The organism is Streptomyces sp. NPDC057697 (assembly GCF_042799335.1).
Lineage (GTDB): Bacteria > Actinomycetota > Actinomycetes > Streptomycetales > Streptomycetaceae > Streptomyces.
Window position 1 is genome coordinate 120,431 of record NZ_JBHVJA010000002.1, and the last position, 25,613, is coordinate 146,043.

Annotated in this window: 18 protein-coding genes and 1 pseudogene; 15 read left to right on the forward strand and 4 right to left on the reverse strand. The window is 69.1% G+C overall.

Annotation, left to right across the window (positions count from 1 at the left end):
• The first annotated feature begins 24 nt into the window (after positions 1-24).
• From rplL to tuf, 7 genes are all read left to right on the forward strand, one after another.
• A complete protein-coding gene (rplL, locus tag ACFVFH_RS05670; RefSeq protein ID WP_032779341.1) occupies positions 25-408 on the forward strand; it encodes a 50S ribosomal protein L7/L12 in 384 nt (127 codons plus the stop codon).
• A gap of 619 nt (positions 409-1,027) precedes the next feature.
• Positions 1,028-4,513, forward strand: a complete 3,486-nt coding sequence (gene rpoB / locus ACFVFH_RS05675) for a DNA-directed RNA polymerase subunit beta (protein ID WP_383763902.1) — start codon at positions 1,028-1,030, stop codon at positions 4,511-4,513.
• A gap of 129 nt (positions 4,514-4,642) precedes the next feature.
• Positions 4,643-8,542 carry a DNA-directed RNA polymerase subunit beta' gene (locus ACFVFH_RS05680; RefSeq protein ID WP_383763905.1) on the forward strand — a complete coding sequence of 1,300 codons (3,900 nt, stop codon included), beginning with the start codon at positions 4,643-4,645 and terminating at the stop codon, positions 8,540-8,542.
• Positions 8,543-9,010: 468 nt separating this feature from the next.
• Positions 9,011-9,382, forward strand: a complete 372-nt coding sequence (rpsL, locus tag ACFVFH_RS05685; RefSeq protein WP_003948652.1) for a 30S ribosomal protein S12 — start codon at positions 9,011-9,013, stop codon at positions 9,380-9,382.
• A 2-nt stretch (positions 9,383-9,384) separates the two neighbouring features.
• Positions 9,385-9,855, forward strand: a complete 471-nt coding sequence (rpsG, locus tag ACFVFH_RS05690; protein ID WP_007445917.1) for a 30S ribosomal protein S7 — start codon at positions 9,385-9,387, stop codon at positions 9,853-9,855.
• Between the two features lie 38 nt (positions 9,856-9,893).
• Positions 9,894-12,020, forward strand: a complete 2,127-nt coding sequence (gene fusA / locus ACFVFH_RS05695; protein ID WP_383763908.1) for an elongation factor G — start codon at positions 9,894-9,896, stop codon at positions 12,018-12,020.
• 160 nt (positions 12,021-12,180) lie between these two features.
• Complete coding sequence (gene tuf, locus ACFVFH_RS05700; protein ID WP_356479249.1) at positions 12,181-13,374, forward strand: elongation factor Tu; 1,194 nt, start codon at positions 12,181-12,183, stop codon at positions 13,372-13,374.
• Between the two features lie 129 nt (positions 13,375-13,503).
• On the opposite strand, the gene ACFVFH_RS05705 is transcribed toward tuf, so the two are convergent.
• The 4 genes and pseudogenes from ACFVFH_RS05705 to ACFVFH_RS05720 all read right to left on the reverse strand — a co-directional run bounded on the left by ACFVFH_RS05705 (position 13,504) and on the right by ACFVFH_RS05720 (position 20,750).
• Positions 13,504-15,609, reverse strand: coding sequence for a PIG-L family deacetylase (locus ACFVFH_RS05705; RefSeq protein WP_383763911.1), 2,106 nt, complete (start codon positions 15,607-15,609; stop codon positions 13,504-13,506).
• A gap of 166 nt (positions 15,610-15,775) precedes the next feature.
• Positions 15,776-16,219, reverse strand: coding sequence for a GNAT family N-acetyltransferase (locus tag ACFVFH_RS05710; RefSeq protein WP_383763914.1), 444 nt, complete (start codon positions 16,217-16,219; stop codon positions 15,776-15,778).
• Positions 16,220-17,232: 1,013 nt separating this feature from the next.
• A pseudogene (locus tag ACFVFH_RS05715) lies at positions 17,233-18,984 on the reverse strand (poly(A) polymerase); the annotation flags it as partial.
• Positions 18,985-19,079: 95 nt separating this feature from the next.
• Complete coding sequence (locus ACFVFH_RS05720; protein WP_383763916.1) at positions 19,080-20,750, reverse strand: RNA ligase family protein; 1,671 nt, start codon at positions 20,748-20,750, stop codon at positions 19,080-19,082.
• Positions 20,751-21,259: 509 nt separating this feature from the next.
• Between ACFVFH_RS05720 and rpsJ the strand changes: the two genes are divergently transcribed.
• Genes rpsJ through rpsC form a run of 8 tightly spaced genes read left to right on the forward strand, consistent with a single transcriptional unit; the run spans position 21,260 to position 25,608 of the window.
• Complete coding sequence (gene rpsJ, locus ACFVFH_RS05725; RefSeq protein WP_003948644.1) at positions 21,260-21,568, forward strand: 30S ribosomal protein S10; 309 nt, start codon at positions 21,260-21,262, stop codon at positions 21,566-21,568.
• 13 nt (positions 21,569-21,581) lie between these two features.
• Complete coding sequence (rplC, locus tag ACFVFH_RS05730) at positions 21,582-22,226, forward strand: 50S ribosomal protein L3 (RefSeq protein WP_072485542.1); 645 nt, start codon at positions 21,582-21,584, stop codon at positions 22,224-22,226.
• Between the two features lie 7 nt (positions 22,227-22,233).
• On the forward strand, positions 22,234-22,884 hold the full coding sequence (gene rplD / locus ACFVFH_RS05735) for a 50S ribosomal protein L4 (protein ID WP_327369309.1): 651 nt from the start codon (positions 22,234-22,236) through the stop codon (positions 22,882-22,884).
• Positions 22,884-23,207, forward strand: coding sequence for a 50S ribosomal protein L23 (rplW, locus tag ACFVFH_RS05740; protein ID WP_189544130.1), 324 nt, complete (start codon positions 22,884-22,886; stop codon positions 23,205-23,207). The genes rplD and rplW overlap by 1 nt, the downstream gene beginning before the upstream one ends.
• Positions 23,208-23,247: 40 nt before the next feature.
• Positions 23,248-24,084, forward strand: coding sequence for a 50S ribosomal protein L2 (rplB, locus tag ACFVFH_RS05745; RefSeq protein ID WP_072485540.1), 837 nt, complete (start codon positions 23,248-23,250; stop codon positions 24,082-24,084).
• Positions 24,085-24,096: 12 nt separating this feature from the next.
• Positions 24,097-24,378 (forward strand): 30S ribosomal protein S19, encoded by a 282-nt coding sequence (rpsS, locus tag ACFVFH_RS05750; RefSeq protein ID WP_093540761.1) that lies wholly within the window; start codon positions 24,097-24,099, stop codon positions 24,376-24,378.
• A 40-nt stretch (positions 24,379-24,418) separates the two neighbouring features.
• On the forward strand, positions 24,419-24,766 hold the full coding sequence (rplV, locus tag ACFVFH_RS05755) for a 50S ribosomal protein L22 (protein WP_004571827.1): 348 nt from the start codon (positions 24,419-24,421) through the stop codon (positions 24,764-24,766).
• Entirely contained in the window at positions 24,766-25,608 is an 843-nt protein-coding gene (gene rpsC, locus ACFVFH_RS05760; protein ID WP_093540760.1) for a 30S ribosomal protein S3, read from the forward strand. Before rplV ends, rpsC begins: the two co-directional genes overlap by 1 nt.
• The last annotated feature ends 5 nt before the right edge of the window (positions 25,609-25,613 follow it).

Consider the following 25,613-nt stretch of genomic DNA (forward strand, 5'->3'; position numbering starts at 1 on the left):
CCGAATTAGTGGAAGGACGCCATCATGGCGAAGCTGTCCCAGGACGACCTGCTCGCGCAGTTCGAAGAGATGACCCTCATCGAGCTCTCCGAGTTCGTGAAGGCCTTCGAGGAGAAGTTCGACGTCACCGCCGCCGCGGCCGTCGCCGTCGCCGGCCCGGCCGGCCCGGGTGCCGCTGCCGAGGCCGTCGAGGAGAAGGACGAGTTCGACGTCATCCTCACCGGCGCCGGCGAGAAGAAGATCCAGGTCATCAAGGTCGTGCGTGAGCTGACCTCGCTGGGTCTGAAGGAGGCCAAGGACCTCGTCGACGGCACCCCGAAGCCGGTCCTCGAGAAGGTCGCCAAGGAGGCCGCCGAGAAGGCTGCCGAGTCCCTCAAGGCCGCCGGCGCTTCCGTCGAGGTCAAGTGACTCAAGGAGTCCGCTGACTCCTCCTGGCGCCCCGTGCCGCACGGCACGGACGTCATCTGACGAAGGGCGATCACCCATCCGGGTGGTCGCCCTTCGGCGTACCCGAGGCGGCTGCCTTGCTCTTCCCGTGGCGACGAGTATGGTGATCATCGCCGTTGCCTCTCAGGGGCGGCCGACCGGCGCCGGGAGGCCGTCGGGCGAGGACCTCGGGGCTCCGTCCCCGCAGGGGGGCCTTGACGAACCGCACGCGGCGCGCAATTCTCAGGACGCGTCGTCACATCGATCCGAATCCGAGGCATGGATCGTGGGCGAAGCGGGCAGTAAAGAAGAGCGCACCACGCGCAAGGGCTAGCCATAGGTGTTGAGAAGAGCTGTTGAGAGCAACGTGGGTCTCTGAGAACCCCGACTGGACATCAGTGTGCCGTTTGGCTACACTGACCCTTTGCGCTGCCTGTTAGCTGCCTCCTGCCCGTCACCAGGGGCATGCCCTCGCTTGAGCACCGATGACTGATCGTCTCTGACCTGGCCTTTTCCGGTCGAATCAGGAACCGACTGTCTCCGTGTCCGGCTTGGGACCGGTACGCGCGTAGTGAGTCCGAGCCCTCGGAAGGACCCCCTCTTGGCCGCCTCGCGCAACGCCTCGACCGCGAATACGAACAACGGTGCCAGCACCGCCCCGCTGCGCATCTCCTTTGCAAAGATCAAGGAGCCCCTCGAGGTTCCGAACCTCCTCGCGCTGCAGACCGAGAGCTTTGACTGGCTCCTCGGCAATGCCGCGTGGAAGGCTCGCGTCGAGGCTGCTCTGGACAGCGGGCAAAACGTCCCGACCAAGTCCGGCCTGGAAGAGATCTTCGAGGAGATCTCGCCGATCGAGGACTTCTCCGGGTCGATGTCGCTGACTTTCCGCGACCACCGCTTCGAGCCCCCGAAGAACTCGATCGACGAGTGCAAGGAGCGCGACTTCACGTTCGCCGCCCCGCTCTTCGTCACCGCCGAGTTCACCAACAACGAGACCGGCGAGATCAAGTCCCAGACGGTCTTCATGGGCGACTTCCCGCTCATGACCAACAAGGGCACCTTCGTCATCAACGGCACCGAGCGTGTCGTCGTGTCGCAGCTGGTCCGCTCGCCGGGTGTCTACTTCGACTCCTCCATCGACAAGACGTCCGACAAGGACATCTTCTCCGCCAAGATCATCCCCTCCCGGGGTGCCTGGCTGGAGATGGAGATCGACAAGCGCGACATGGTCGGTGTCCGCATCGACCGCAAGCGCAAGCAGTCCGTCACCGTTCTCCTGAAGGCTCTCGGCTGGACGACCGAGCAGATCCTTGAGGAGTTCGGCGAGTACGAGTCCATGCGCGCCACCCTGGAGAAGGACCACACCCAGGGCCAGGACGACGCGCTGCTCGACATCTACCGCAAGCTCCGTCCGGGCGAGCCGCCCACCCGTGAGGCCGCTCAGACGCTGCTGGAGAACCTCTACTTCAACCCGAAGCGCTACGACCTCGCGAAGGTCGGCCGCTACAAGGTGAACAAGAAGCTCGGCGCCGACGAGCCGCTCGACGCCGGTGTGCTCACCAGCGACGACGTCATCGCGACGATCAAGTACCTGGTCAAGCTGCACGCCGGTGAGACCGAGACGGTCGGCGAGTCCGGCCGCTCGATCATGGTCGAGACCGACGACATCGACCACTTCGGCAACCGTCGTATCCGCAACGTCGGCGAGCTGATCCAGAACCAGGTCCGTACGGGTCTCGCCCGCATGGAACGCGTCGTGCGCGAGCGCATGACCACTCAGGACGTCGAGGCGATCACGCCGCAGACCCTGATCAACATCCGGCCGGTCGTCGCCTCCATCAAGGAGTTCTTCGGCACCAGCCAGCTGTCCCAGTTCATGGACCAGAACAACCCGCTGTCCGGCCTGACGCACAAGCGCCGTCTCAACGCGCTGGGCCCCGGTGGTCTCTCCCGTGAGCGGGCCGGCTTCGAAGTCCGTGACGTGCACCCCTCGCACTACGGCCGCATGTGTCCGATCGAGACGCCGGAAGGACCGAACATCGGTCTGATCGGCTCGCTGGCCTCCTACGGCCGGATCAACGCGTTCGGCTTCATCGAGACGCCGTACCGCAAGGTCGTCGACGACCAGGTCACCGACGAGGTCGACTACCTGACCGCCGACGAGGAGGACCGCTTCGTCATCGCGCAGGCCAACGCGCCGCTGACCGACGAGCTCCGGTTCGCCGAGTCCCGCGTGCTGGTCCGCCGCCGTGGCGGCGAGGTCGACTACGTCCCCGGCACCGACGTCGACTACATGGACGTCTCGCCGCGCCAGATGGTGTCCGTCGCCACCGCGATGATCCCCTTCCTGGAGCACGACGACGCCAACCGTGCCCTCATGGGCGCGAACATGATGAGGCAGGCGGTGCCGCTCATCAAGTCGGAGGCCCCGCTCGTCGGCACCGGCATGGAGTACCGCTGCGCCACCGACGCCGGTGACGTGCTCAAGGCCGAGAAGGACGGTGTGGTCCAGGAGGTCTCCGCGGACTACATCACCGTCACCAACGACGACGGCACGTACACCACGTACCGCATCGCCAAGTTCATGCGCTCCAACCAGGGCACCTCGGTCAACCAGAAGGTCGTCGTCTCCGAGGGCGACCGGGTCGTCGCCGACCAGGTCCTCGCCGACGGTCCGGCCACCGAGTTCGGTGAGATGGCCCTCGGCAAGAACCTGCTCGTGGCGTTCATGCCGTGGGAGGGTCACAACTACGAGGACGCGATCATCCTGTCGCAGCGCCTCGTGCAGGACGACGTCCTCTCTTCGATCCACATCGAGGAGCACGAGGTCGACGCCCGTGACACCAAGCTCGGCCCGGAGGAGATCACCCGGGACATCCCGAACGTCTCCGAGGAGGTCCTCGCCGACCTCGACGAGCGCGGCATCATCCGTATCGGTGCCGAGGTCGTCGCCGGTGACATCCTCGTCGGCAAGGTCACGCCCAAGGGCGAGACCGAGCTGACCCCCGAGGAGCGCCTGCTCCGCGCGATCTTCGGTGAGAAGGCGCGCGAGGTGCGCGACACCTCGCTGAAGGTGCCGCACGGCGAGATCGGCAAGGTCATCGGCGTCCGCGTCTTCGACCGCGAAGAGGGCGACGAGCTGCCGCCGGGCGTGAACCAGCTGGTCCGCGTCTACGTCGCGCAGAAGCGCAAGATCACCGACGGTGACAAGCTCGCCGGCCGTCACGGCAACAAGGGCGTCATCTCGAAGATCCTGCCGATCGAGGACATGCCGTTCCTGGAGGACGGCACCCCGGTCGACATCATCCTCAACCCGCTGGGTGTCCCGTCCCGAATGAACCCGGGACAGGTCCTGGAGATCCACCTCGGCTGGCTCGCCAGCCGCGGCTGGGACGTCTCCGGCCTCGGTGACGAGTGGGCCAAGCGCCTGCAGGCCATCGGCGCCGACCAGGTCGCCCCCGGCACCAACGTCGCCACCCCCGTCTTCGACGGTGCGCGCGAGGACGAGATCTCCGGTCTCTTCGAGGCCACGATCCCGAACCGCGACGGCGACCGCCTGGTGCAGCCCTCCGGCAAGGCCAAGCTGTTCGACGGCCGCTCCGGCGAGCCGTTCCCGGACCCGGTCTCGGTCGGCTACATGTACATCCTCAAGCTGCACCACCTCGTCGACGACAAGCTGCACGCGCGTTCGACGGGTCCGTACTCCATGATCACCCAGCAGCCGCTGGGTGGTAAGGCCCAGTTCGGTGGTCAGCGATTCGGTGAGATGGAGGTGTGGGCCCTTGAGGCTTACGGCGCCGCATACGCCCTCCAGGAGCTCCTGACGATCAAGTCCGACGACGTCACCGGCCGCGTGAAGGTCTACGAGGCCATCGTCAAGGGCGAGAACATCCCCGAGCCCGGCATCCCCGAGTCCTTCAAGGTGCTCATCAAGGAAATGCAGTCGCTCTGCCTCAACGTGGAGGTGCTGTCCTCGGACGGCATGTCCATCGAGATGCGCGACACGGACGAGGACGTCTTCCGCGCGGCGGAGGAGCTCGGTATCGACCTGTCCCGGCGCGAGCCGAGCAGCGTCGAAGAGGTCTGACGGGTTGGCCGGCCGGATCCCCGTGATCCGGCCGGCTCTCCCCGGACCCGTTCAGACCATTGCTGAAGTGCCCCGTTTTCTCGCCTGACGCGAGGGGGCTCGAACCCCCGAAAGAGGGATTGACGACCAGTGCTCGACGTCAACTTCTTCGACGAGCTGCGGATCGGCCTTGCCACCGCGGACGACATCCGGACCTGGTCCCACGGCGAAGTGAAGAAGCCGGAGACCATCAACTACCGCACGCTCAAGCCCGAAAAGGACGGACTCTTCTGCGAGAAGATCTTCGGTCCGACCCGGGACTGGGAGTGCTACTGCGGCAAGTACAAGCGTGTCCGCTTCAAGGGCATCATCTGTGAGCGCTGTGGCGTCGAGGTCACGCGCGCCAAGGTGCGCCGTGAGCGCATGGGTCACATCGAGCTTGCCGCTCCCGTCACCCACATCTGGTACTTCAAGGGCGTCCCGTCGCGCCTGGGCTACCTCCTCGACCTCGCGCCGAAGGACCTGGAAAAGGTCATCTACTTCGCCGCGTACATGATCACGTTCGTGGACGAGGAGCGCCGTACGCGCGACCTGCCCTCGCTGGAGGCGCACGTCTCCGTCGAGCGTCAGCAGATCGAGAACCGCCGCGACGCCGACCTCGAAGCCCGCGCCAAGAAGCTCGAGACCGACCTGGCCGAGCTGGAGGCCGAGGGCGCCAAGGCCGATGTGCGCCGCAAGGTGCGCGAAGGCGCCGAGCGTGAGATGAAGCAGCTGCGCGACCGTGCGCAGCGCGAGATCGACCGCCTCGACGAGGTGTGGAGCCGCTTCAAGAACCTCAAGGTCCAGGACCTGGAGGGCGACGAGCTGCTCTACCGCGAGCTGCGTGACCGCTTCGGCACGTACTTCGACGGCTGCATGGGCGCCGCCGCCCTGCAGAAGCGCCTGGAGTCCTTCGACCTCGACGAGGAGGCCGAGCGCCTCCGCGAGATCATCCGTACCGGCAAGGGCCAGAAGAAGACCCGTGCGCTCAAGCGCCTCAAGGTCGTCTCCGCGTTCCTGCAGACCAGCAACAAGCCCAAGGGCATGGTGCTCGACTGCGTGCCGGTCATCCCGCCGGACCTGCGTCCGATGGTGCAGCTGGACGGTGGCCGCTTCGCGACCTCCGACCTGAACGACCTGTACCGCCGCGTGATCAACCGCAACAACCGTCTGAAGCGCCTGCTGGACCTGGGCGCTCCGGAGATCATCGTCAACAACGAGAAGCGCATGCTTCAGGAGGCCGTTGACGCCCTCTTCGACAACGGTCGTCGTGGTCGCCCGGTCACCGGTCCGGGCAACCGCCCGCTCAAGTCCCTCAGCGACATGCTGAAGGGCAAGCAGGGCCGGTTCCGTCAGAACCTCCTCGGCAAGCGCGTGGACTACTCCGCGCGTTCCGTGATCGTCGTCGGCCCGCAGCTCAAGCTGCACCAGTGCGGTCTGCCGAAGGCCATGGCGCTGGAGCTCTTCAAGCCGTTCGTGATGAAGCGCCTGGTGGACCTGAACCACGCGCAGAACATCAAGTCGGCCAAGCGCATGGTCGAGCGCGGCCGCACGGTCGTGTACGACGTCCTGGAAGAGGTCATCGCCGAGCACCCGGTTCTGCTGAACCGTGCGCCGACGCTGCACCGCCTCGGCATCCAGGCCTTCGAGCCGCAGCTGGTCGAGGGCAAGGCCATCCAGATCCACCCGCTCGTCTGCACCGCGTTCAACGCGGACTTCGACGGTGACCAGATGGCCGTCCACCTGCCGCTCTCCGCGGAGGCGCAGGCCGAGGCCCGCATCCTGATGCTGTCCTCGAACAACATCCTGAAGCCGGCCGACGGCCGTCCCGTCACCATGCCGACCCAGGACATGGTGCTGGGCCTGTTCTTCCTCACCACGGACGAGGAGGAGCGCGAGGTCATCGGCCAGGGCCGTTCCTTCGGCTCCACGGCCGAGGCGATCATGGCCTTCGACGCCCGCGAGCTGTCGCTCCAGGCGAAGGTCGACATCCGCTTCCCGGTGGGCACCATCCCGCCGCGCGGCTGGGTGCCGCCGGTCGCCGAGGAGGGCGAGCAGGAGTACCAGCAGGGCGACACGTTCCGGCTGCGTACCTCCCTGGGCCGCGCGCTCTTCAACGAGCTGCTGCCCGAGGACTACCCGTTCGTCGACTACTCGGTCGGCAAGAAGCAGCTCTCCGAGATCGTCAACGACCTCGCCGAGCGCTACCCCAAGGTCATCGTGGCGGCGACGCTCGACAACCTGAAGGCGGCGGGCTTCCACTGGGCGACCCGTTCCGGTGTCACCGTGGCCATCTCCGACGTCGTGGTCCCCGAGGCCAAGAAGGCGATCGTCGCGGGCTACGAGGCGCAGGACGAGAAGGTCCAGAAGCAGTACGAGCGCGGTCTGATCACCAAGGACGAGCGCACGCAGGAACTCATCGCGATCTGGACCAAGGCGACCAACGAGGTCGCCGAGGCGATGAACGCGAACTTCCCCAAGACGAACCCCATCTTCATGATGGTTGACTCGGGTGCCCGAGGAAACATGATGCAGATGCGTCAGATCGCCGGTATGCGTGGTCTGGTGTCCAACGCCAAGAACGAGACGATCCCGCGTCCCATCAAGGCGTCCTTCCGTGAGGGCCTCACCGTTCTGGAGTACTTCATCTCCACGCACGGTGCCCGTAAGGGTCTGGCGGACACCGCCCTGCGTACCGCCGACTCGGGTTACCTGACCCGTCGTCTGGTGGACGTCTCGCAGGACGTGATCATTCGCGAGGAGGACTGCGGCACCGACCGCGGCCTCAAGCTGAAGATCGCCGTCAAGGGTGCGGACGGCGTGCTGCGCAAGACGGAGGACGTCGAGACCTCGGTCTACGCCCGCATGCTCGCCGAGGACGTCGTCGTCGACGGCAAGGTCATCGCGCCTGCCAACGTCGACCTCGGTGACGTCCTGATCGACGCCCTGGTGGGCGCCGGCGTCGAGGAGGTCAAGACCCGCTCGGTCCTGACCTGTGAGTCCGCGGTCGGCACCTGTGCCTTCTGCTACGGACGCTCGCTCGCCACCGGCAAGCTGGTCGACATCGGTGAGGCGGTCGGCATCATCGCCGCCCAGTCCATCGGTGAGCCCGGTACCCAGCTGACGATGCGTACCTTCCACACCGGTGGTGTGGCCGGTGACGACATCACCCAGGGTCTGCCCCGTGTCGTCGAGCTCTTCGAAGCCCGTACGCCCAAGGGTGTCGCCCCGATCTCGGAGTCCGCGGGCCGGGTCCGGATCGAGGAGACCGAGAAGACCAAGAAGATCGTCGTCACCCCGGACGACGGCAGCGACGAGATCCCCTTCCCGATCTCGAAGCGTGCCCGTCTGCTGGTGGGCGAGGGCGACCACGTCGAGGTGGGCCAGAAGCTCACCGTGGGTGCCACCAACCCGCACGACGTGCTGCGGATCCTCGGTCAGCGCGCGGTCCAGGTCCACCTGGTCGGCGAGGTCCAGAAGGTCTACAACTCGCAGGGCGTGTCGATCCACGACAAGCACATCGAGATCATCATCCGGCAGATGCTGCGCCGCGTGACGATCATCGAGTCCGGCGACGCGGAGCTGCTGCCGGGCGAGCTCGTCGAGCGGTCGAAGTTCGAGACCGAGAACCGTCGTGTGGTCACCGAGGGTGGTCACCCCGCCTCCGGCCGTCCGCAGCTGATGGGTATCACCAAGGCCTCGCTGGCGACGGAATCCTGGCTGTCGGCCGCCTCCTTCCAGGAGACGACCCGAGTCCTGACGGATGCGGCGATCAACGCCAAGTCCGACAGCCTCATCGGCCTCAAGGAGAACGTCATCATCGGTAAGCTCATCCCGGCCGGTACGGGTCTGTCCCGCTACCGCAACATCCGGGTGGAGCCGACCGAGGAGGCCAAGGCCGCGATGTACTCGGCCGTCGGCTACGACGACATCGACTACTCGCCGTTCGGCACGGGCTCCGGCCAGGCCGTTCCGCTGGAGGACTACGACTACGGTCCGTACAACCAGTAGGCGAGTCGCCTGATCGACCGGAGGGCGGTCACCCCGTTGCGTACGGGGTGGCCGCCCTCCGGCGTGTGATACGTCACTGCCGTGCGCCGGCCGGGGCCCCGCCGCCGCCCGGAAACGGGGCCCGGAAACGGGGCCCGGAGGCCCTGTACGGGGCTGTGGAGGGCTTCCGGGGCTCGGGAAGCCATGGGTACGGGTCGGGACAAGCCGGGCACACGGCCGGGCGTGTCCCGGTGGACAGCATTTGTTTTGACCGGAGTCGACGAGGTAGGTACGCTCAGACCTTGTGCCTGGGGTGTGCCTGGGCTCGTGTGCGTGTCCTCAACCGCACGGCGAGTCCGTCAGTGGCCACCGCGATCTGCGCTCCCTCTGCCTTGCGGCAGAAGCCTGCAGTATCCGACACACCCGACCGCGTGGGTCGGTGACGTTCCAGGTTAGTTTCACGAACGGCACACAGAAACCGGAGAAGTAGTGCCTACGATCCAGCAGCTGGTCCGGAAGGGCCGGCAGGACAAGGTCGAGAAGAACAAGACGCCCGCGCTCGAGGGTTCGCCCCAGCGCCGCGGCGTCTGCACGCGTGTGTTCACGACCACCCCGAAGAAGCCGAACTCGGCGCTCCGTAAGGTCGCGCGTGTGCGTCTGACCTCCGGTATCGAGGTCACGGCCTACATCCCGGGTGAGGGACACAACCTGCAGGAGCACTCGATCGTGCTCGTGCGTGGTGGCCGTGTGAAGGACCTGCCGGGTGTTCGTTACAAGATCATCCGCGGCTCGCTCGACACCCAGGGTGTCAAGAACCGCAAGCAGGCCCGCAGCCGCTACGGCGCCAAGAAGGAGAAGTAAGAATGCCTCGTAAGGGCCCCGCCCCGAAGCGCCCGGTCATCATCGACCCGGTCTACAGCTCTCCTCTTGTCACCTCGCTGATCAACAAGATCCTGCTGGACGGCAAGCGTTCCACCGCCGAGCGGATCGTGTACGGCGCCATGGAGGGCCTCCGCGAGAAGACCGGCAACGACCCGGTCATCACGCTGAAGCGCGCGCTTGAGAACGTCAAGCCCTCCCTCGAGGTCAAGTCCCGCCGTGTCGGTGGCGCGACCTACCAGGTGCCGATCGAGGTCAAGCCCGGTCGTGCCTCCACCCTCGCGCTGCGCTGGCTCGTGGGCTACTCCCGCGCCCGTCGTGAGAAGACCATGACCGAGCGCCTCATGAACGAGCTGCTCGACGCCTCCAACGGTCTTGGCGCTGCCGTCAAGAAGCGCGAGGACACCCACAAGATGGCCGAGTCCAACAAGGCCTTCGCGCACTACCGCTGGTAGTCGCTACCCACATCGAGACCGAGAGAAGATTGAGCCTTATGGCCACCACTTCGCTTGACCTGGCCAAGGTCCGCAACATCGGGATCATGGCCCACATCGACGCGGGCAAGACGACCACCACTGAACGGATCCTGTTCTACACCGGCGTCTCGTACAAGATCGGTGAAGTCCACGACGGCGCTGCCACGATGGACTGGATGGAGCAGGAGCAGGAGCGCGGCATCACGATCACGTCCGCCGCGACGACCTGTCACTGGCCGCTCAATGATGTTGACCACACCATCAACATCATCGACACCCCGGGTCACGTCGACTTCACCGTCGAGGTGGAGCGTTCGCTCCGCGTCCTCGACGGCGCCGTCACCGTGTTCGACGGTGTCGCCGGTGTCGAGCCGCAGTCCGAGACCGTGTGGCGTCAGGCCGACCGCTACGGCGTGCCGCGCATCTGCTTCGTCAACAAGCTCGACCGCACCGGTGCCGACTTCTTCCGCTGCGTCCAGATGATCACGGACCGCCTCGGCGCGACCCCGATCGTCATGCAGCTCCCGATCGGTGCCGAGGCCGACTTCACGGGCGTCGTCGACCTCGTGACGATGAAGGCGTTCGTCTACCCCGTCGAGGCGACCAAGGGCGAGGCGTACGACATCGTCGACATCCCCGCCGAGCTCGCGGAGAAGGCCGAGGAGTACCGCGCCAAGCTCCTCGAAGCCGCCGCGGAGAACGACGAGGCGCTCATGGAGCTCTACCTGGAGGGCGAAGAGCCTTCCGTGGAGCAGCTCTACGAGGGCATCCGTCGCATCACCATCAACTCGGGCAAGGGCGGCGAGACGACCGTCACCCCCGTGTTCTGCGGCACCGCGTTCAAGAACAAGGGCGTCCAGCCCCTGCTCGACGCCGTCGTGCGCTACCTCCCCTCCCCCCTGGACGTCGAGGCCATCGAGGGCCACAGCGTCAAGGACCCGGAGGAGGTCGTCAAGCGCAAGCCGTCCGACGAGGAGCCGCTCGCGGCCCTCGCGTTCAAGATCATGAGCGACCCGCACCTCGGCAAGCTCACCTTCGTCCGGGTCTACTCGGGCCGCCTGGAGTCCGGCACCTCGGTGCTGAACTCCGTCAAGGGCAAGAAGGAGCGCATCGGCAAGATCTACCGCATGCACGCGAACAAGCGTGAGGAGATCGAGTCGGTGGGCGCCGGCGACATCATCGCCGTCATGGGCCTGAAGCAGACCACCACCGGTGAGACGCTGTGCGACGACAAGAACCCGGTCATCCTGGAGTCCATGGACTTCCCGGCGCCGGTCATTCAGGTCGCCATCGAGCCCAAGTCCAAGGGTGACCAGGAGAAGCTGGGTGTCGCCATCCAGCGCCTCTCCGAGGAGGACCCGTCCTTCCAGGTGCACTCCGACGAGGAGACCGGCCAGACCATCATCGGTGGTATGGGCGAGCTGCACCTCGAGGTGCTCGTCGACCGCATGAAGCGCGAGTTCCGCGTCGAGGCGAACGTCGGCAAGCCCCAGGTCGCGTACCGCGAGACGATCCGCAAGGCCGTCGAGCGCATCGACTACACCCACAAGAAGCAGACCGGTGGTACCGGTCAGTTCGCCAAGGTGCAGATCGCGATCGAGCCCATCGAGGGCGGCGAGGCCTCGTACGAGTTCGTCAACAAGGTCACCGGTGGCCGCATCCCCCGTGAGTACATCCCCTCGGTGGACGCGGGTGCGCAGGAAGCCATGCAGTTCGGCATCCTGGCCGGCTACGAGATGGTCGGCGTCCGCGTCATCCTTCTCGACGGTGGCTACCACGAGGTCGACTCCTCCGAGCTGGCGTTCAAGATCGCCGGTTCGCAGGCGTTCAAGGAGGGTGCCCGCAAGGCGTCCCCCGTGCTCCTGGAGCCGATGATGGCCATCGAGGTGACCACGCCCGAGGACTACATGGGCGATGTCATCGGTGACATCAACTCCCGCCGTGGCCAGATCCAGGCCATGGAGGAGCGCAGCGGCGCTCGCGTCGTGAAGGGCCTCGTGCCCCTTTCGGAGATGTTCGGCTACGTCGGAGACCTCCGCAGCAAGACCTCGGGTCGCGCAAGCTACTCGATGCAGTTCGACTCCTACGCCGAGGTTCCGCGGAACGTCGCCGAGGAGATCATCGCGAAGGCCAAGGGCGAGTAACTCTCCCGAGCTCACGCTTTAGGCTTGTCACCGGAGCCTGGTGGGGCATTCGTCGCGGAGCGCAAGCTTTGTGCCGAATGCCCCCGGCCCCGGCATCCCAGCAAAGATCACCTGGCGCCGATGAAGCAAGGCGTACAGAACCACTCCACAGGAGGACCCAGTGGCGAAGGCGAAGTTCGAGCGGACTAAGCCGCACGTCAACATCGGCACCATCGGTCACATCGACCACGGTAAGACGACCCTCACGGCCGCCATTACCAAGGTGCTGCACGACGCGTACCCGGACCTGAACGAGGCCTCGGCCTTCGACCAGATCGACAAGGCTCCCGAGGAGCGCCAGCGCGGTATCACGATCTCGATCGCGCACGTCGAGTACCAGACGGAGTCGCGTCACTACGCGCACGTCGACTGCCCGGGTCACGCGGACTACATCAAGAACATGATCACGGGTGCCGCGCAGATGGACGGCGCCATCCTCGTGGTCGCCGCCACCGACGGCCCGATGCCGCAGACCAAGGAGCACGTGCTCCTGGCCCGCCAGGTCGGCGTTCCGTACATCGTCGTCGCCCTGAACAAGGCCGACATGGTGGACGACGAGGAGATCCTTGAGCTCGTCGAGCTCGAGGTCCGTGAGCTCCTCTCCGAGTACGAGTTCCCGGGCGACGACCTGCCGGTCGTCAAGGTCTCGGCGCTCAAGGCCCTTGAGGGCGACAAGGAGTGGGGCCAGACCGTCCTCGACCTGATGAAGGCCGTCGACGAGAACATCCCGCAGCCCGAGCGTGACGTCGACAAGCCGTTCCTGATGCCGATCGAGGACGTCTTCACGATCACCGGTCGTGGCACCGTCGTCACCGGTCGTATCGAGCGTGGTGTCCTCAAGGTCAACGAGACCGTCGACATCGTCGGTATCAAGCAGGAGAAGACCACCACCACGGTCACCGGCATCGAGATGTTCCGCAAGCTGCTCGACGAGGGCCAGGCCGGTGAGAACGTCGGTCTGCTCCTCCGTGGCATCAAGCGCGAGGACGTCGAGCGCGGCCAGGTCATCATCAAGCCCGGTTCGGTCACGCCGCACACCGAGTTCGAGGCCCAGGCCTACATCCTGTCGAAGGACGAGGGTGGCCGTCACACCCCGTTCTTCAACAACTACCGCCCGCAGTTCTACTTCCGTACCACGGACGTGACCGGCGTCGTGACCCTCCCCGAGGGCACCGAGATGGTCATGCCGGGCGACAACACCGTCATGTCGGTCCAGCTGATCCAGCCGGTCGCCATGGAGGAGGGCCTGAAGTTCGCCATCCGTGAGGGTGGTCGGACCGTGGGCGCCGGCCAGGTCACCAAGATCGTCAAGTAATTACCTGACTGTCTGACCTGGTTGCTCCGTACAGAGCACCGAGAAGGGCCCTGGCCCGCCGCGCGAGCGGTGGACCGGGGCCCTTCTTCGTGTCCGGGACGCTTCGGCATGTCCGGGGCGCCGGGGCCGTCAGGGCCGCCAGAGCCAGGGCAGGGCGTCGGGGCCCAGGGCGACCACCGTCGGCCGTCCGTCGTTCCCGATGTGCAGCGTGGGCCCGTCCAGCGCCACCGGCCCGCGCCGCCGTACGAAGTGCCCGGCGGGCGTACGGAGCTGGACGAGGCCCCCGGCGGTGCGTCCCAGCAGCACCGGGGCGGCGGGCGTCCCGGCGGCGGCGACCGGTCCGTACCCGTCGAAGCCCGTCCGGTCCCGGATCAGGCGTCCGTAGCCGTCGATGCCGGTCTCGTCCGCCGTCTCCCCGGTCCGCACGGTCGTCAGGGCGGCCTTCGCCGCCGCGCGGTAGAACAGCTCGATGCTGCCGTCCGCCCCCGCCAGCGCGGCCGGACCGTCCCCGGGCACCGGAACGCCGGTGATCTGGGTGCGCGCCGTCACCGCCTTGCCGGGAGCGTCCTGCGTCCAGTGGTGCACCGCGAAGCGGCCCGCCGCGTAGACATGGACGCGGCCCTCGGTGTCCACGACCGCGCTCAGCCCGTCCTGGATCTCGCCGCCGCCCATGTCCTGCCAGTCGCTCCACCGGCCGGCCGTGTCCCGTACCCGGGTGCTGAGGCCCTTCTCCGCGTTCCGGACGAAGAGATGCACCCGCCCGTCGGGCGCGGCGACGGCGACCGGGACACCGATCCGGCGCCCGCCGTCGTGACCGCGTACCGGGTTGCCCAGCCCCTGCCAGGCGCGGAAGGCACCGCCGGGCGCGCGCTGCTCCAGTGCGACGATCTCGCGTTCGTTGTCGGCGCCGTGCCCGCTGAGCGCCGAGAAGCGCAGGCCGAAGAGCAGATGGCGCCCGTCCGGGAGCGTCGCACCGCCCAGGACCGGGGCGAGCGGGCCGCCGCCGAGGTCGTCGGGCGCGTCCCACACCCCGCTGCCCGGCGCGTCCTCGCGTCGGCGCACCGCCCGCAGCCCCAGGACCTCGTAGGTCACGAGCCGGCCGTCCGGTTCGGTGGCGACGGTGGGCCGGGGGCCGGGGTAGCGGTAGTGGGTGGACCGCACCCAGCCCTTCCGGTTGGTGAGCGGCCGGTTGCCGCCGACGTTGTAGTCCCCGCAGCCCCCGGGGTTGCCGCAGCGCCAGTCGGCCGCGCCGCCGTACGGCACCAGGTGGGAGGCTTTCTCGGCCAGCACGGCGGGTGGCAGGTTCTTCGGCCAGTGCCGGTTGTAGTAGGCGCGGAACGCGGTGGTGGCGAAGCTCGGCACCTCGCCGCCGTTGGCGGTGGTCCGGGCCACCCACCGGATCAGTGAGGCCCAGGTGAACAGGGCGGCGGCGGTGTGGTCGGGGTGGTCGGAGTAGCCCTTCTGTTCGCTGTCGCGGCGGCGGACGGCCTCGCTGCTGTGCTGGATGTCGGGGTCCGGGTCCATGGTGTGCAGGATGCTCGGCCGGTACCGCTCGAAGAGCCCGGCCAGGGCGTCGATCAGCCCGTCGTAGGTGTACGACCCCGCCTTCTTCAGCGGGGAGCCCTCGGCGACGACGGTCGGCAGGACCAGCCGCCGGTCCTGCCAGAGGCTGGGCAGACCCAGCCGTCCGTACGTGGTGTGCATGGCGGTGTTGATGAAGATCAGCTCGACCCTGCGGCCGCGGTGGGCGAGGGTGTTGATCTCGGCGCGATGGCCGCCGTGCAGCTCGATGACGGTCCGGTGCCAGGGGTCGAACCGGCCGAGGCCGAGCAGGGTCGCGTACGCCTGGCGGAGCCCCTGGTGACGCGCGGAGGAGTAGGCGGCCTTGTCGGGCGGGGGCGCGGGGCGGCCGGGGACCAGGTTGACGCCGGTGGCCTCGCCGCCGGTCAGATAGACGCAGACCAGCGGGGTCCCGGAGTCGAGGGCCTGCTGGGTGTCCGGGTTCATGAAGTACAGGTCGTCGTCCGGGTGGGCGAGGACCTGCATCATCAGGGCCGGGTGCGAGGTGCTGATCGGCAGTCCGGGCATCGGGTCGGCGGCGGGATCGCGGCGCCGGGGCGGCGCGGGCGCCGTACAGGCGGTGAGCGCCGCGAGGCCGGTCGCGCCCGCCGCCGCCAGTACCGTGCGCCGCGGCGGTCCCGAGCGGGCTGCGCGCAGGGCGGGTCGATCCGTCACACCGTGCTCCGTCCACTTCCCCCGCAGCGGCGGGCGGCTGTGCGGCCCTGTGCTGCGTGCCGAATCCGTGCAGGCCACGGCGGGGGACCGGCCGCTGCTGCGGGGGGATAGACGGAGATTCGAGGAGGCGGGTTGCCTGCATATCCGATGATGTGACCCGGACGGCTCAACTCACGGGTGTACGCACCATGAACACGTCGACCGGGTCCTGCCGCTCCGTGGTGAACCCGTGCCGCTCGTGGAGAGCGCGGGCGACGGTGCCTCGCAGCACGTCCAGCCGGACGGCCGCACCGGCCCGGTCGGCGCGCGCGAGCAGCGTACGGAGCACCGCACCGCCGGTGCCGCGCGGCTGGAGGGCGGGGGAGAGGCAGAAGTTCTCCAGCCGCAGCCCGCCCTCGGCCGGGCGCAGGGTGAGGGTCCCGGCGATCCCGCCGTCCACGACCACGACCGAGGTGTGCCCCGGGGCGTGGCCGTTCCGCAGCCGTTGCCGTACCCGCTGCTCGTCGTGGCGCCCGAGCCGCTCCAGGTCGGGCCGCATAGCGACGGCCCGGAGCTCGGCCGGCGCCTCGACGTCCTCGGGGCGGGCGGGGCGGGTGGTACCGGTGTCCATGGGGGGATTCCTGCCGACGGCCGTCACCGCAGGTCCGGCGCCTGGGAGCGGTCGGCCCCGCGCAGCCGCGCCTCCGGGATGCCGCGCAGCAGCCGCGCGCCGATCTCCGCGAGCCGGGCCCCGTCGGGCGGGGTGCGGCCCAGACCGATGGCGTACTGGGTGTGGGAGGCGTCGGTGCCGCACGGGCGGGGCCAGGCGCGCGCGTCCGGGGAGCCCGCCTCCGCGAGGGCGGCGAGCAGGGCCAGGAGGCGGCCGCGGAAGCGCCCCTCGTCAGCGCCGTGCCGCACGGAGACGAGGGCCCAGGCGGCGTGCTGCGCGGCCATCGGGGGCGGGGCGTGGAGCAGGGCGCGTGGTACGGGGGCGGAGTCGGGGGTGGACTCCAGGATCTCCCAGGCGCGGAAGAGCTCCTCGGCGAGGAGGTCGCGGCCGGCGGGGGAGACCTGCGCGGTGCAGGAGCGGACGGGGGCGGTGGGGGTCAGGACGGTGAGGGGGCGTTCGCCGGGGGTGTTGGTGTGGTCGGGGCTGTCGGGGTCGTTGGTGCCGCTTGTGTCGCCCGTGCCGCTTGTGTCGCCCGTGCCGCCTGTGCTGTCGGTGCCGCCGGGACTGCCGGTGCTGCCTGCGTCGCTTGTGTCGCCCGTGCCGCCTCTGCTGTCGGTGCCGCCGGGACTGCCAGGGCTGTCTGTGTTGTCGGCGCCGTCGGGACTGCCGGTGCTGCCTGCATCGCCTGTGTCGCCTGTGCTGTCGGTGTGGTTGGTGCTGTCGGGGCCGCCTGTGCCGCTGGGAGTGCCAGGGCAGTCTGTGCCGCCGGGGCTGGCGGGACTGCTGGTGCCACCTGTGTCGCTTGTGTCGCCTGTGCTGTCGGTGCCGCCGGGACTGCCAGGATTGCCGGTGCCGCCGGTACCGCCAGGATTGCCGGTGCCGCCAGTGCCACCGGGTCTGCCGTCGCCGCCCGTGCCGCCAGTACCGCCCGTGCCGCTGGTCCTTTCGGCCTCAACGGTCTCCTTGCCTCCGCCGAGGCCGACCGCCCGGTCCCAGTCCCAGGCCGCCCAGGTGGCGAAGAAGTGCCTGAGCAGGGGGAGCGGGGGCAGGTCGCCCGACGCGTGGGCGGTACGGGCCGCGAGCACCGACCAGGCGAGGCCCGGCAGCCCGCCGCACGGCGCCGAGTCCAGCCCGCGCGCCCGCGCCCAGGCCTTCACCTCGCGGGCGAGCCCCGCGAACGCCTCCCGGTGCGGGTCCGCCGCCGCGAGCACGGCGTCCGCGTCGCTCACCGCGCTCAGGGCCGTGGCGGCCGCCCCGCCCAGCTCGCTGCGCCGGGCCACCGCCCCGGCCGGGTCGAGGCCGCCCGTCGCCACGGTCACCAGGTCCACCTTCAGGCCGCCGAGGGCGAAGCGCAGGCCCGGTACGCGGGCGCCGGTCACCTCGCGCAGATCCACGGCGTCCGGCAGGGCCGCGGCCAGCCGCTTCCGTACCCCCGCCGGATCCGCGGCACCGGGCAGCGCCGCGACCAGGTCCACGTCCGCGCCGGGCAGCGCGCAGCCCATCCGGCGCGAGCCGACCGACAGGACCCGTCCGCCGGGCAGGGCGGCGGACACCCGGCGCACGATCTCGGCCGCGCGCGCCTCCTCCGCCGGGTCCGCCCGTACCGTCACCCCCGCCGTGGCGGCGGCCAGCTCCACCCGTACGCCGAAGTGGTCCGAGACGTACAGTCCGTCCGCCGTCGGCACATCGCCCAGCAGCGCCGCCGAGGCGGGCCGCAGCCCGTCCGGGCGGATCAGCACCCGGTCCAGCCGGGACACCCGCCCGGTCAGGGAGGAGACGGCGGCCAGCGGGTTGACCGAGGGGTCGAAGGTCGGCGTCCGGTCCTCCGCGCCGTGCACCCGGCTCCAGGCGTCCGTCATCCCCAGCCGGTCCTGCGGGGTGTCCCCGCCGTCGTTGAAGTCGCCGAGCAGCGCCACCTCGCCCTCGATCGCCGCCAACCCCGTGGCCAGATCGGCCAGTTCGGCATCGCGGCGGCGGGCGCCGTCGGGCGAGTGGTCGCTGCTGAGATGGGTCGCCGCGACCGTGACCGGGCCGCCCGGACCGTCCACGACCACGGCCGCGACCGCCTTGTGCGGACCGAGGACGTGCAGGCCCGCCTCGCGCACCGGAACCCTGCTGAGCAGCAGCAGCCCGCAGTCGGCGACGTCCCGGCCGGCCGGATCGGCCCAGAACGTGTAGTCCGCGCGGACCCAGGGCGCCGCCAACAGCAGGGCGAGCAGGGCCGGTTCGGCCTCCTGGAGGGCGATGACATCGGCGTCGGCGGCGCGCAGCGCGTCGAGCAGGAGCGGCCTGCGCCGGGCGGTGTCGATGCGGTCGCTGTCATAGCGGTCCCAGAGGGTGTTCCAGGTCAGCAGGGTCAGCGGGCCGGGAGACGGAACGGGCGGCGGCGGGTCCTCGGGCACCGGCACCCAGCCCGCGCCGGGCGCCGAGAAGATGTGCGGGGTGCGGGAGACGAAGTACGGGGAGGGCAGCCGGCGCGGGGCGCGCACCCGCCCGGCGTCCGTGGCGTCGATCCGGTCCACACCCGAGGACCGGTCCCACACCACCTCGCCGTCCGCCTCGATGAACAGCACCCGGTGCCAGGGGATGTCCCCGCCGGGCGTGAAACGGGGCAGCGGCACCCGCTCGGGCACGGTGCCGCGCTGCGCCACGCCCATCACGAAGCGCGCCGGGTCGAACCGGGTGTCCCAGCGGACCCGGTGGTAGATCTCCTCGCTGGTACGCATTTCAGGGCCTTCCGTCCGGATCACGCCGGGCCCGTGTGCCCAGGCGCCGTGCCTCGCCGCGGTGTCGTCACCCGCGACGGCTCTGCCGCCGCTCCCTACGCCCGGTCCTCCACGGTCCCGCTCGCGCCGATGTACCAGGTGCGGTGGGCCTGGCCGGGGTACGGGGGCACGAATCTGCGCAGCTGCGAGGTGAGCACCCCGGGCGGTACGGGGTGGCTGCGGCGCCCGTTGCGGCGGATCAGCTCCGCCTCGTCCACCAGCGCCACGGCATGGGTGAGCAGCGCGTCCCGGCGCCGGGCGACCGCGTGCACCAGGGAACGCTGGTGGACGTTGAGGGAGGTGGCGTCCCAGACCACCGTGGCACCCGCGGTGAGCGCGGCGTCCAGCCGGTCCAGCCCCTCGCGCAGCACGTCCCCGTTGGCCTTCTGGTCGGCGCGCGAGCCGCGGGCGGAGCGCAGATCGTCGAGCGAGAGATAGGTGTCGACGCCGGGCAGGGCGCGCCCGAAGGTGCTCTTGCCGCTGCCGGACGGGCCGACCAGCTGGACCAGGCGCGGGAAGTCCCCGTCCCGCCAGCGCCAGGTCGCGGCGACCGCTTCCCCGGCGGTGGTGACCCGGCCCAGCGCGTACGCCTCACGGGCCTGCGCCAGGCAGCGGTCGGCGGCGTCCGGCTCCAGCTCCGCGAACGCCTCCCGCAGCCCGGCCGGTTCCGCCAGGCCCTCCGCGTGCAGCGCCGACCACTCCACCTGCTCGCGCGCCCCGGCGCCGTCCGCCACCGTGGCGGCCAGCGCGTGCAGCAGCGGCAGATTGGCGGCGAACGACATCCGGACCAGTCCGGTGCGGCGCTCCTCGTCCGGGTAGGGGCGGTGCAGCCCGGGGTGGAGGCCGACCAGGTCGGCGACGCGGCGGGCGAGCGGCATCCCGAGCGAGGGGGCCAGCGCGGGGGCGAGCGCGGCGCGGCGGCCCCGGTGCAGCAGCGCGGCCAGCACCCCGGCCAGCCGGTCCTCACCCGTCCGGCCCAGCGCGTCCAGGGCGTCGCCCATCGCGGCGGCGGCCCCGGCGTCCCCCGCGTCCGTGCCCGTGGCGGCGGCCAGCGCCGCCGCGTCGACCGGTGCCCCGGACCGTACGGCCCACAGGGCGGCGGCCGGGCCGAGCGCGTTCGGGACGACGGCGGCGTGCATCCAGTGCGTATCGGTCCGCACATGACCGGGCCGCACCCACTTGGCCACCAGCCGCCCGAAGTCCGCCGCCCCGAAGCCGTCCGCGGGCCGTACGACGTACCCCTCCTGCCGCGCGGTGTCCAGCCGCAGGGCCCGCAGCGCCTTCTGGGCGCGGGCGTCGAACACCCCGCGCCACAGCACGGGCGGCGCCGGTATCCCCAGCTCCCGCAGGAACTCCACGGTCCGGTCCCAGTCCAGGCAGCGCTCCCCGTCCCAGACGGAGAAGCCGTGGAAGTAGCTCTCCAGGTTCTCGTACGGGATGGAGTGGCGGGCGAACATGTTCTCGCCGCACACCCGCCACCCGTCCGGGATCCGCGCCCCGATCCGGCCCTGGAGGGCCTTCACCCAGCCCCGCGAGGGGTGGTGCGCGGAGTCGAGGGAGCGGGCGTGCAGCCCGTCGGCGTAGAGCGTGGTGTTCTCGCCGTCCAGCTTCTCGGTGACGACGACCTCGCGGCCGGTCAGCGCGGCGAGATCCGCGATCCGTACGTCGTCCGAGGTGGCTCCGGGGGACCAGGGCAGATGGGCGGTGCGTGGGTAGTGCGTACGCATGATCGATGCCCCTGGTGACGAAGGTCCGGCCCGGCCGGTCACTCTAGGTGGGGCCGTCCGCATCGCTCGACCCAATTAGGACGAGGGCGCCCGGCACGGCGCCCGCTGCGCGCCCGCGTTTGACCGAGCGGGCGCGGGGGGTAAGATCCTCCGCCCGATTGGCCAGGCTCACGCCCCGTATGGCACACTGACCAGGTTGCTCGGTTGAGTGTCAATGCTGCGCGCCTCCCGCCGGGAGGACCGGAAGCGAGTCCCACAGTACTCGTCGACCCCTCGCGGGTCGGACGTACGGGAATCTTCCGGGAAGCGTCAGTGGGGCACCGGCCAGGCGCCCGGTGGGTGTTTCGCCCCCGGTCCTGCGGTCCTCGGGCCCGCACCCCCTTGGTTGGGAAATCCTTCGGGAGATCTGCGTAGAGGGGATGCGACACGCCCGACCGCGTGGGTCGGAGGTGGAGTCGTCAGAGCCCCCGGGTTCCAGAGCGTTACGAGAGACAGGACTACTAGTAGCCATGGCGGGACAGAAGATCCGCATCCGGCTCAAGGCCTACGACCACGAGGTCATCGACTCCTCGGCGAAGAAGATCGTCGAGACGGTGACCCGCACTGGTGCGTCGGTCGCGGGCCCGGTGCCGCTGCCCACTGAGAAGAACGTGTACTGCGTCATCAAGTCGCCGCACAAGTACAAGGACTCGCGCGAGCACTTCGAGATGCGCACGCACAAGCGCCTCATCGACATCCTCGACCCCACGCCGAAGACGGTTGACTCGCTGATGCGTCTCGACCTGCCGGCCGGCGTCGACATCGAGATCAAGCTCTGAGGTGACGCGCGAGATGGCTAAGAACATTAAGGGCGTCCTGGGCGAGAAGCTCGGCATGACCCAGGTCTGGGACGAGAACAACCGGGTCGTCCCGGTGACCGTCGTCAAGGCCGGGCCCTGCGTCGTCACCCAGGTCCGCACGAACGACAACGACGGCTACGAGGCAGTCCAGATCGCCTTCGGCGAGATCGACCCCCGCAAGGTGAACAAGCCCCTCAAGGGCCACTTCGCCAAGGCCGACGTGACCCCGCGCCGCCACCTGGTGGAGCTCCGCACCCCTGACGCCAGCGAGTACACGCTGGGCCAGGAGGTCACTGCCGAGGTGTTCGAGTCCGGCGTCAAGGTCGACGTCACGGGCAAGAGCAAGGGCAAGGGCTTCGCCGGTGTGATGAAGCGTCACAACTTCAAGGGTGGCAAGGCGTCCCACGGTGCCCACCGTGTGCACCGTATGCCTGGCTCCATCGGTGGCTGTGCCACCCCCGGCCGTGTCTTCAAGGGCATGCGCATGGCGGGTCGTATGGGCAACGAGCGGGTCACCACCCAGAACCTGACCATCCACGCGGTTGACGCGGAGAAGGGTCTGCTCCTCATCAAGGGCGCAGTCCCTGGTCCGAACGGCGGCCTCGTCCTGGTCCGTACCGCGGCCAAGGGGGCTTGAGGAACCGATGAGCACCATTGACATCCTTTCGCCGGCAGGCGACAAGGCCGGGACCGTCGAGCTCCCCGCGGAGATCTTCGACGCCAAGACCAGCGTTCCGCTGATCCACCAGGTCGTTGTCGCCCAGCTGGCAGCTGCCCGTCAGGGCACGCACAAGACCAAGACCCGCGGCGAAGTCCGTGGCGGTGGCCGCAAGCCGTACCGCCAGAAGGGCACCGGCCGCGCGCGCCAGGGTTCGACCCGTGCGCCGCAGTTCGCCGGCGGTGGCGTCGTCCACGGCCCGCAGCCGCGTGACTACTCGCAGCGGACCCCGAAGAAGATGAAGGCCGCCGCCCTGCGCGGTGCCCTCTCGGACCGGGCCCGTCACTCCCGCATCCACGTCGTCACCGGCGTGGTCGAGGGTGCCGTCTCCACCAAGGCCGCCAAGACGCTGTTCGGCAAGATCTCGGAGCGCAAGAACCTGCTCCTGGTCGTCGACCGCGCCGACGAGGCCGCGTGGCTGTCCGCCCGCAACCTGCCCCAGGTGCACATCCTGGAGCCGGGCCAGCTGAACACGTACGACGTGATCGTCTCTGACGACGTGGTCTTCACCCAGGCCGCCTTCGAGTCCTTCGTGTCTGGCCCCCAGACCGCTGAGACCGAAGGGAGCGACGCCTGATGAGCGAGGCGACCGTTACCAGCAAGACCTACTCGGACCCGCGCGACGTTCTCGTCAAGCCGGTCGTGTCCGAGAAGAGCTACGCGCTGCTCGACGAGAACAAGTACACGTTCATCGTCGCGCCCGGCTCCAACAAGACCCAGATCAAGCAGGCCGTGGAAGCGGTCTTCTCGGTCAAGGTCACCGGGGTCAACACGATCAACCGGCAGGGCAAGCGCAAGCGCACCCGCACCGGTTTCGGCAAGCGCGCCGACACGAAGCGCGCCATCGTGACCCTCGCCGAGGGCGACCGTATCGACATCTTCGGCGGTCCGACCGCCTGAGGGCGGTCTGGATCGTCCGGAATCGGACGAGGACTGAGAAATGGGTATCCGCAAGTACAAGCCGACGACCCCGGGCCGTCGTGGCTCCAGCGTCGCCGACTTTGTCGAGATCACGCGGTCCACGCCGGAGAAGTCGCTGGTCCGCCCCCTGCACAGCAAGGGCGGCCGTAACAACGCCGGTCGTGTGACCGTTCGCCACCAGGGCGGTGGCCACAAGCGCGCCTACCGAGTGATCGACTTCCGTCGTCACGACAAGGACGGCGTGCCGGCCAAGGTCGCGCACATCGAGTACGACCCCAACCGCACCGCGCGCATCGCGCTCCTGCACTACGCGGACGGCGAGAAGCGCTACATCATCGCGCCGCGTGGCCTGTCGCAGGGCGACCGTGTCGAGAACGGCCCGGCCGCCGACATCAAGCCCGGCAACAACCTGGCGCTGCGCAACATCCCGGTCGGTACGACCATCCACGCCATCGAGCTGCGGCCCGGCGGCGGCGCGAAGTTCGCCCGCTCCGCGGGTGCCTCCGTGCAGCTGCTGGCGAAGGAGGGCACCATGGCCCACCTTCGTATGCCGTCGGGTGAGATCCGCCTGGTCGACGCCCGCTGCCGCGCCACCATCGGCGAGGTCGGCAACGCCGAGCAGTCGAACATCAACTGGGGCAAGGCCGGCCGCATGCGCTGGAAGGGCGTCCGCCCGACCGTCCGCGGTGTCGCGATGAACCCGGTTGACCACCCGCACGGTGGTGGTGAGGGCAAGACCTCCGGTGGTCGCCACCCGGTCTCGCCGTGGGGTCAGAAGGAGGGTCGTACTCGTTCGCCGAAGAAGGCATCGAACAAGTACATCGTCCGCCGCCGCAAGACGAACAAGAAGCGCTAGGAGCGGGTTTAGATGCCGCGCAGTCTCAAGAAGGGGCCCTTCGTCGACGGCCACCTCATCAAGAAGGTGGAAGTTCAGAACGAGGCAGGCACCAAGAACGTCATCAAGACCTGGTCCCGTCGCTCGATGATCGTCCCGGCCATGCTGGGTCACACCATCGCGGTGCACAACGGCAAGATCCACGTCCCGGTGTTCGTCACCGAGTCGATGGTCGGCCACAAGCTCGGCGAGTTCTCGCCGACTCGCACCTTCCGCGGCCACGTCAAGGACGACCGGAAGTCGAAGCGCCGCTAACGCGGGGTGACTGACTATGACTTACACCGAAGGGACAACCATGGAAGCCAGGGCCCAGGCGCGGTACATCCGCGTCACGCCCATGAAGGCCCGCCGCGTGGTGGACCTCATCCGTGGCATGGATGCCACGGAGGCTCAGGCGGTCCTGCGTTTCGCCCCGCAGGCCGCGAGCGTGCCGGTTGGCAAGGTGCTGGACAGCGCCATTGCCAACGCCGCACACAACTACGACCACACCGACGCCTCTTCGCTGGTCATCAGCGAGGCGTACGTGGACGAGGGCCCGACCCTGAAGCGGTTCCGTCCGCGTGCTCAGGGCCGTGCCTACCGGATCCGTAAGCGGACCAGCCACATCACCGTGGTCGTCAGCAGCAAGGAAGGAACCCGGTAATGGGCCAGAAGGTAAACCCGCACGGGTTCCGGCTCGGCATTACCACGGACTTCAAGTCCCGTTGGTACGCCGACAAGCTGTACAAGGACTACGTCAAGGAAGACGTTGCCATTCGTCGCATGATGACGAAGGGCATGGAGCGGGCCGGCATCTCGAAGGTCGAGATCGAGCGCACCCGCGACCGCGTCCGTGTCGACATCCACACCGCCCGTCCGGGCATCGTCATCGGCCGCCGCGGCGCCGAGGCCGATCGCATCCGTGGCGAGCTGGAGAAGCTGACCGGCAAGCAGGTCCAGCTGAACATCCTTGAGGTCAAGAACCCCGAGGTGGACGCTCAGCTGGTGGCCCAGGCCGTCGCCGAGCAGCTCTCCTCCCGCGTCTCCTTCCGTCGGGCCATGCGCAAGAGCATGCAGTCCTCGATGAAGGCCGGCGCCAAGGGCATCAAGATCCAGTGCGGTGGCCGCCTCGGCGGCGCCGAGATGTCCCGCTCGGAGTTCTACCGCGAGGGCCGTGTGCCCCTGCACACGCTCCGCGCGAACGTCGACTACGGCTTCTTCGAGGCCAAGACGACCTTCGGCCGCATCGGTGTGAAGGTCTGGATCTACAAGGGCGACGTCAAGAACATCGCCGAGGTCCGCGCCGAGAACGCCGCCGCCCGCGCAGGCAACCGCCCGGCCCGTGGCGGCGCTGACCGCCCGGCCGGCCGTGGTGGCCGCGGTGGCGAGCGTGGCGGCCGCGGTCGCAAGCCGCAGCAGCAGTCGGCTCCGGCTGCCGAGGCCCCCAAGGCCGAGGCTCCCGCCGCTGCCGCTCCGGCTGCCGAGAGCACCGGAACGGAGGCCTGACCGAA

Bases quoted from the DNA above. Each gene is read 5' to 3' on its own strand.
- rplB (WP_072485540.1), top strand. From the start codon at position 23,248: ATGGGTATCCGCAAGTACAAGCCGACGACCCCGGGCCGTCGTGGCTCC.
- rplD (WP_327369309.1), top strand. From the start codon at position 22,234: ATGAGCACCATTGACATCCTTTCGCCGGCAGGCGACAAGGCCGGGACC.
- rpsS (WP_093540761.1), top strand. From the start codon at position 24,097: ATGCCGCGCAGTCTCAAGAAGGGGCCCTTCGTCGACGGCCACCTCATC.
- rplC (WP_072485542.1), top strand. From the start codon at position 21,582: ATGGCTAAGAACATTAAGGGCGTCCTGGGCGAGAAGCTCGGCATGACC.
- rplL (WP_032779341.1), top strand. From the start codon at position 25: ATGGCGAAGCTGTCCCAGGACGACCTGCTCGCGCAGTTCGAAGAGATG.
- rpsG (WP_007445917.1), top strand. From the start codon at position 9,385: ATGCCTCGTAAGGGCCCCGCCCCGAAGCGCCCGGTCATCATCGACCCG.
- fusA (WP_383763908.1), top strand. From the start codon at position 9,894: ATGGCCACCACTTCGCTTGACCTGGCCAAGGTCCGCAACATCGGGATC.
- ACFVFH_RS05720 (WP_383763916.1), bottom strand. From the start codon at position 20,750: ATGCGTACGCACTACCCACGCACCGCCCATCTGCCCTGGTCCCCCGGA.
- ACFVFH_RS05710 (WP_383763914.1), bottom strand. From the start codon at position 16,219: ATGGACACCGGTACCACCCGCCCCGCCCGCCCCGAGGACGTCGAGGCG.
- rpsJ (WP_003948644.1), top strand. From the start codon at position 21,260: ATGGCGGGACAGAAGATCCGCATCCGGCTCAAGGCCTACGACCACGAG.
- rplV (WP_004571827.1), top strand. From the start codon at position 24,419: ATGGAAGCCAGGGCCCAGGCGCGGTACATCCGCGTCACGCCCATGAAG.
- rpsC (WP_093540760.1), top strand. From the start codon at position 24,766: ATGGGCCAGAAGGTAAACCCGCACGGGTTCCGGCTCGGCATTACCACG.
- rplW (WP_189544130.1), top strand. From the start codon at position 22,884: ATGAGCGAGGCGACCGTTACCAGCAAGACCTACTCGGACCCGCGCGAC.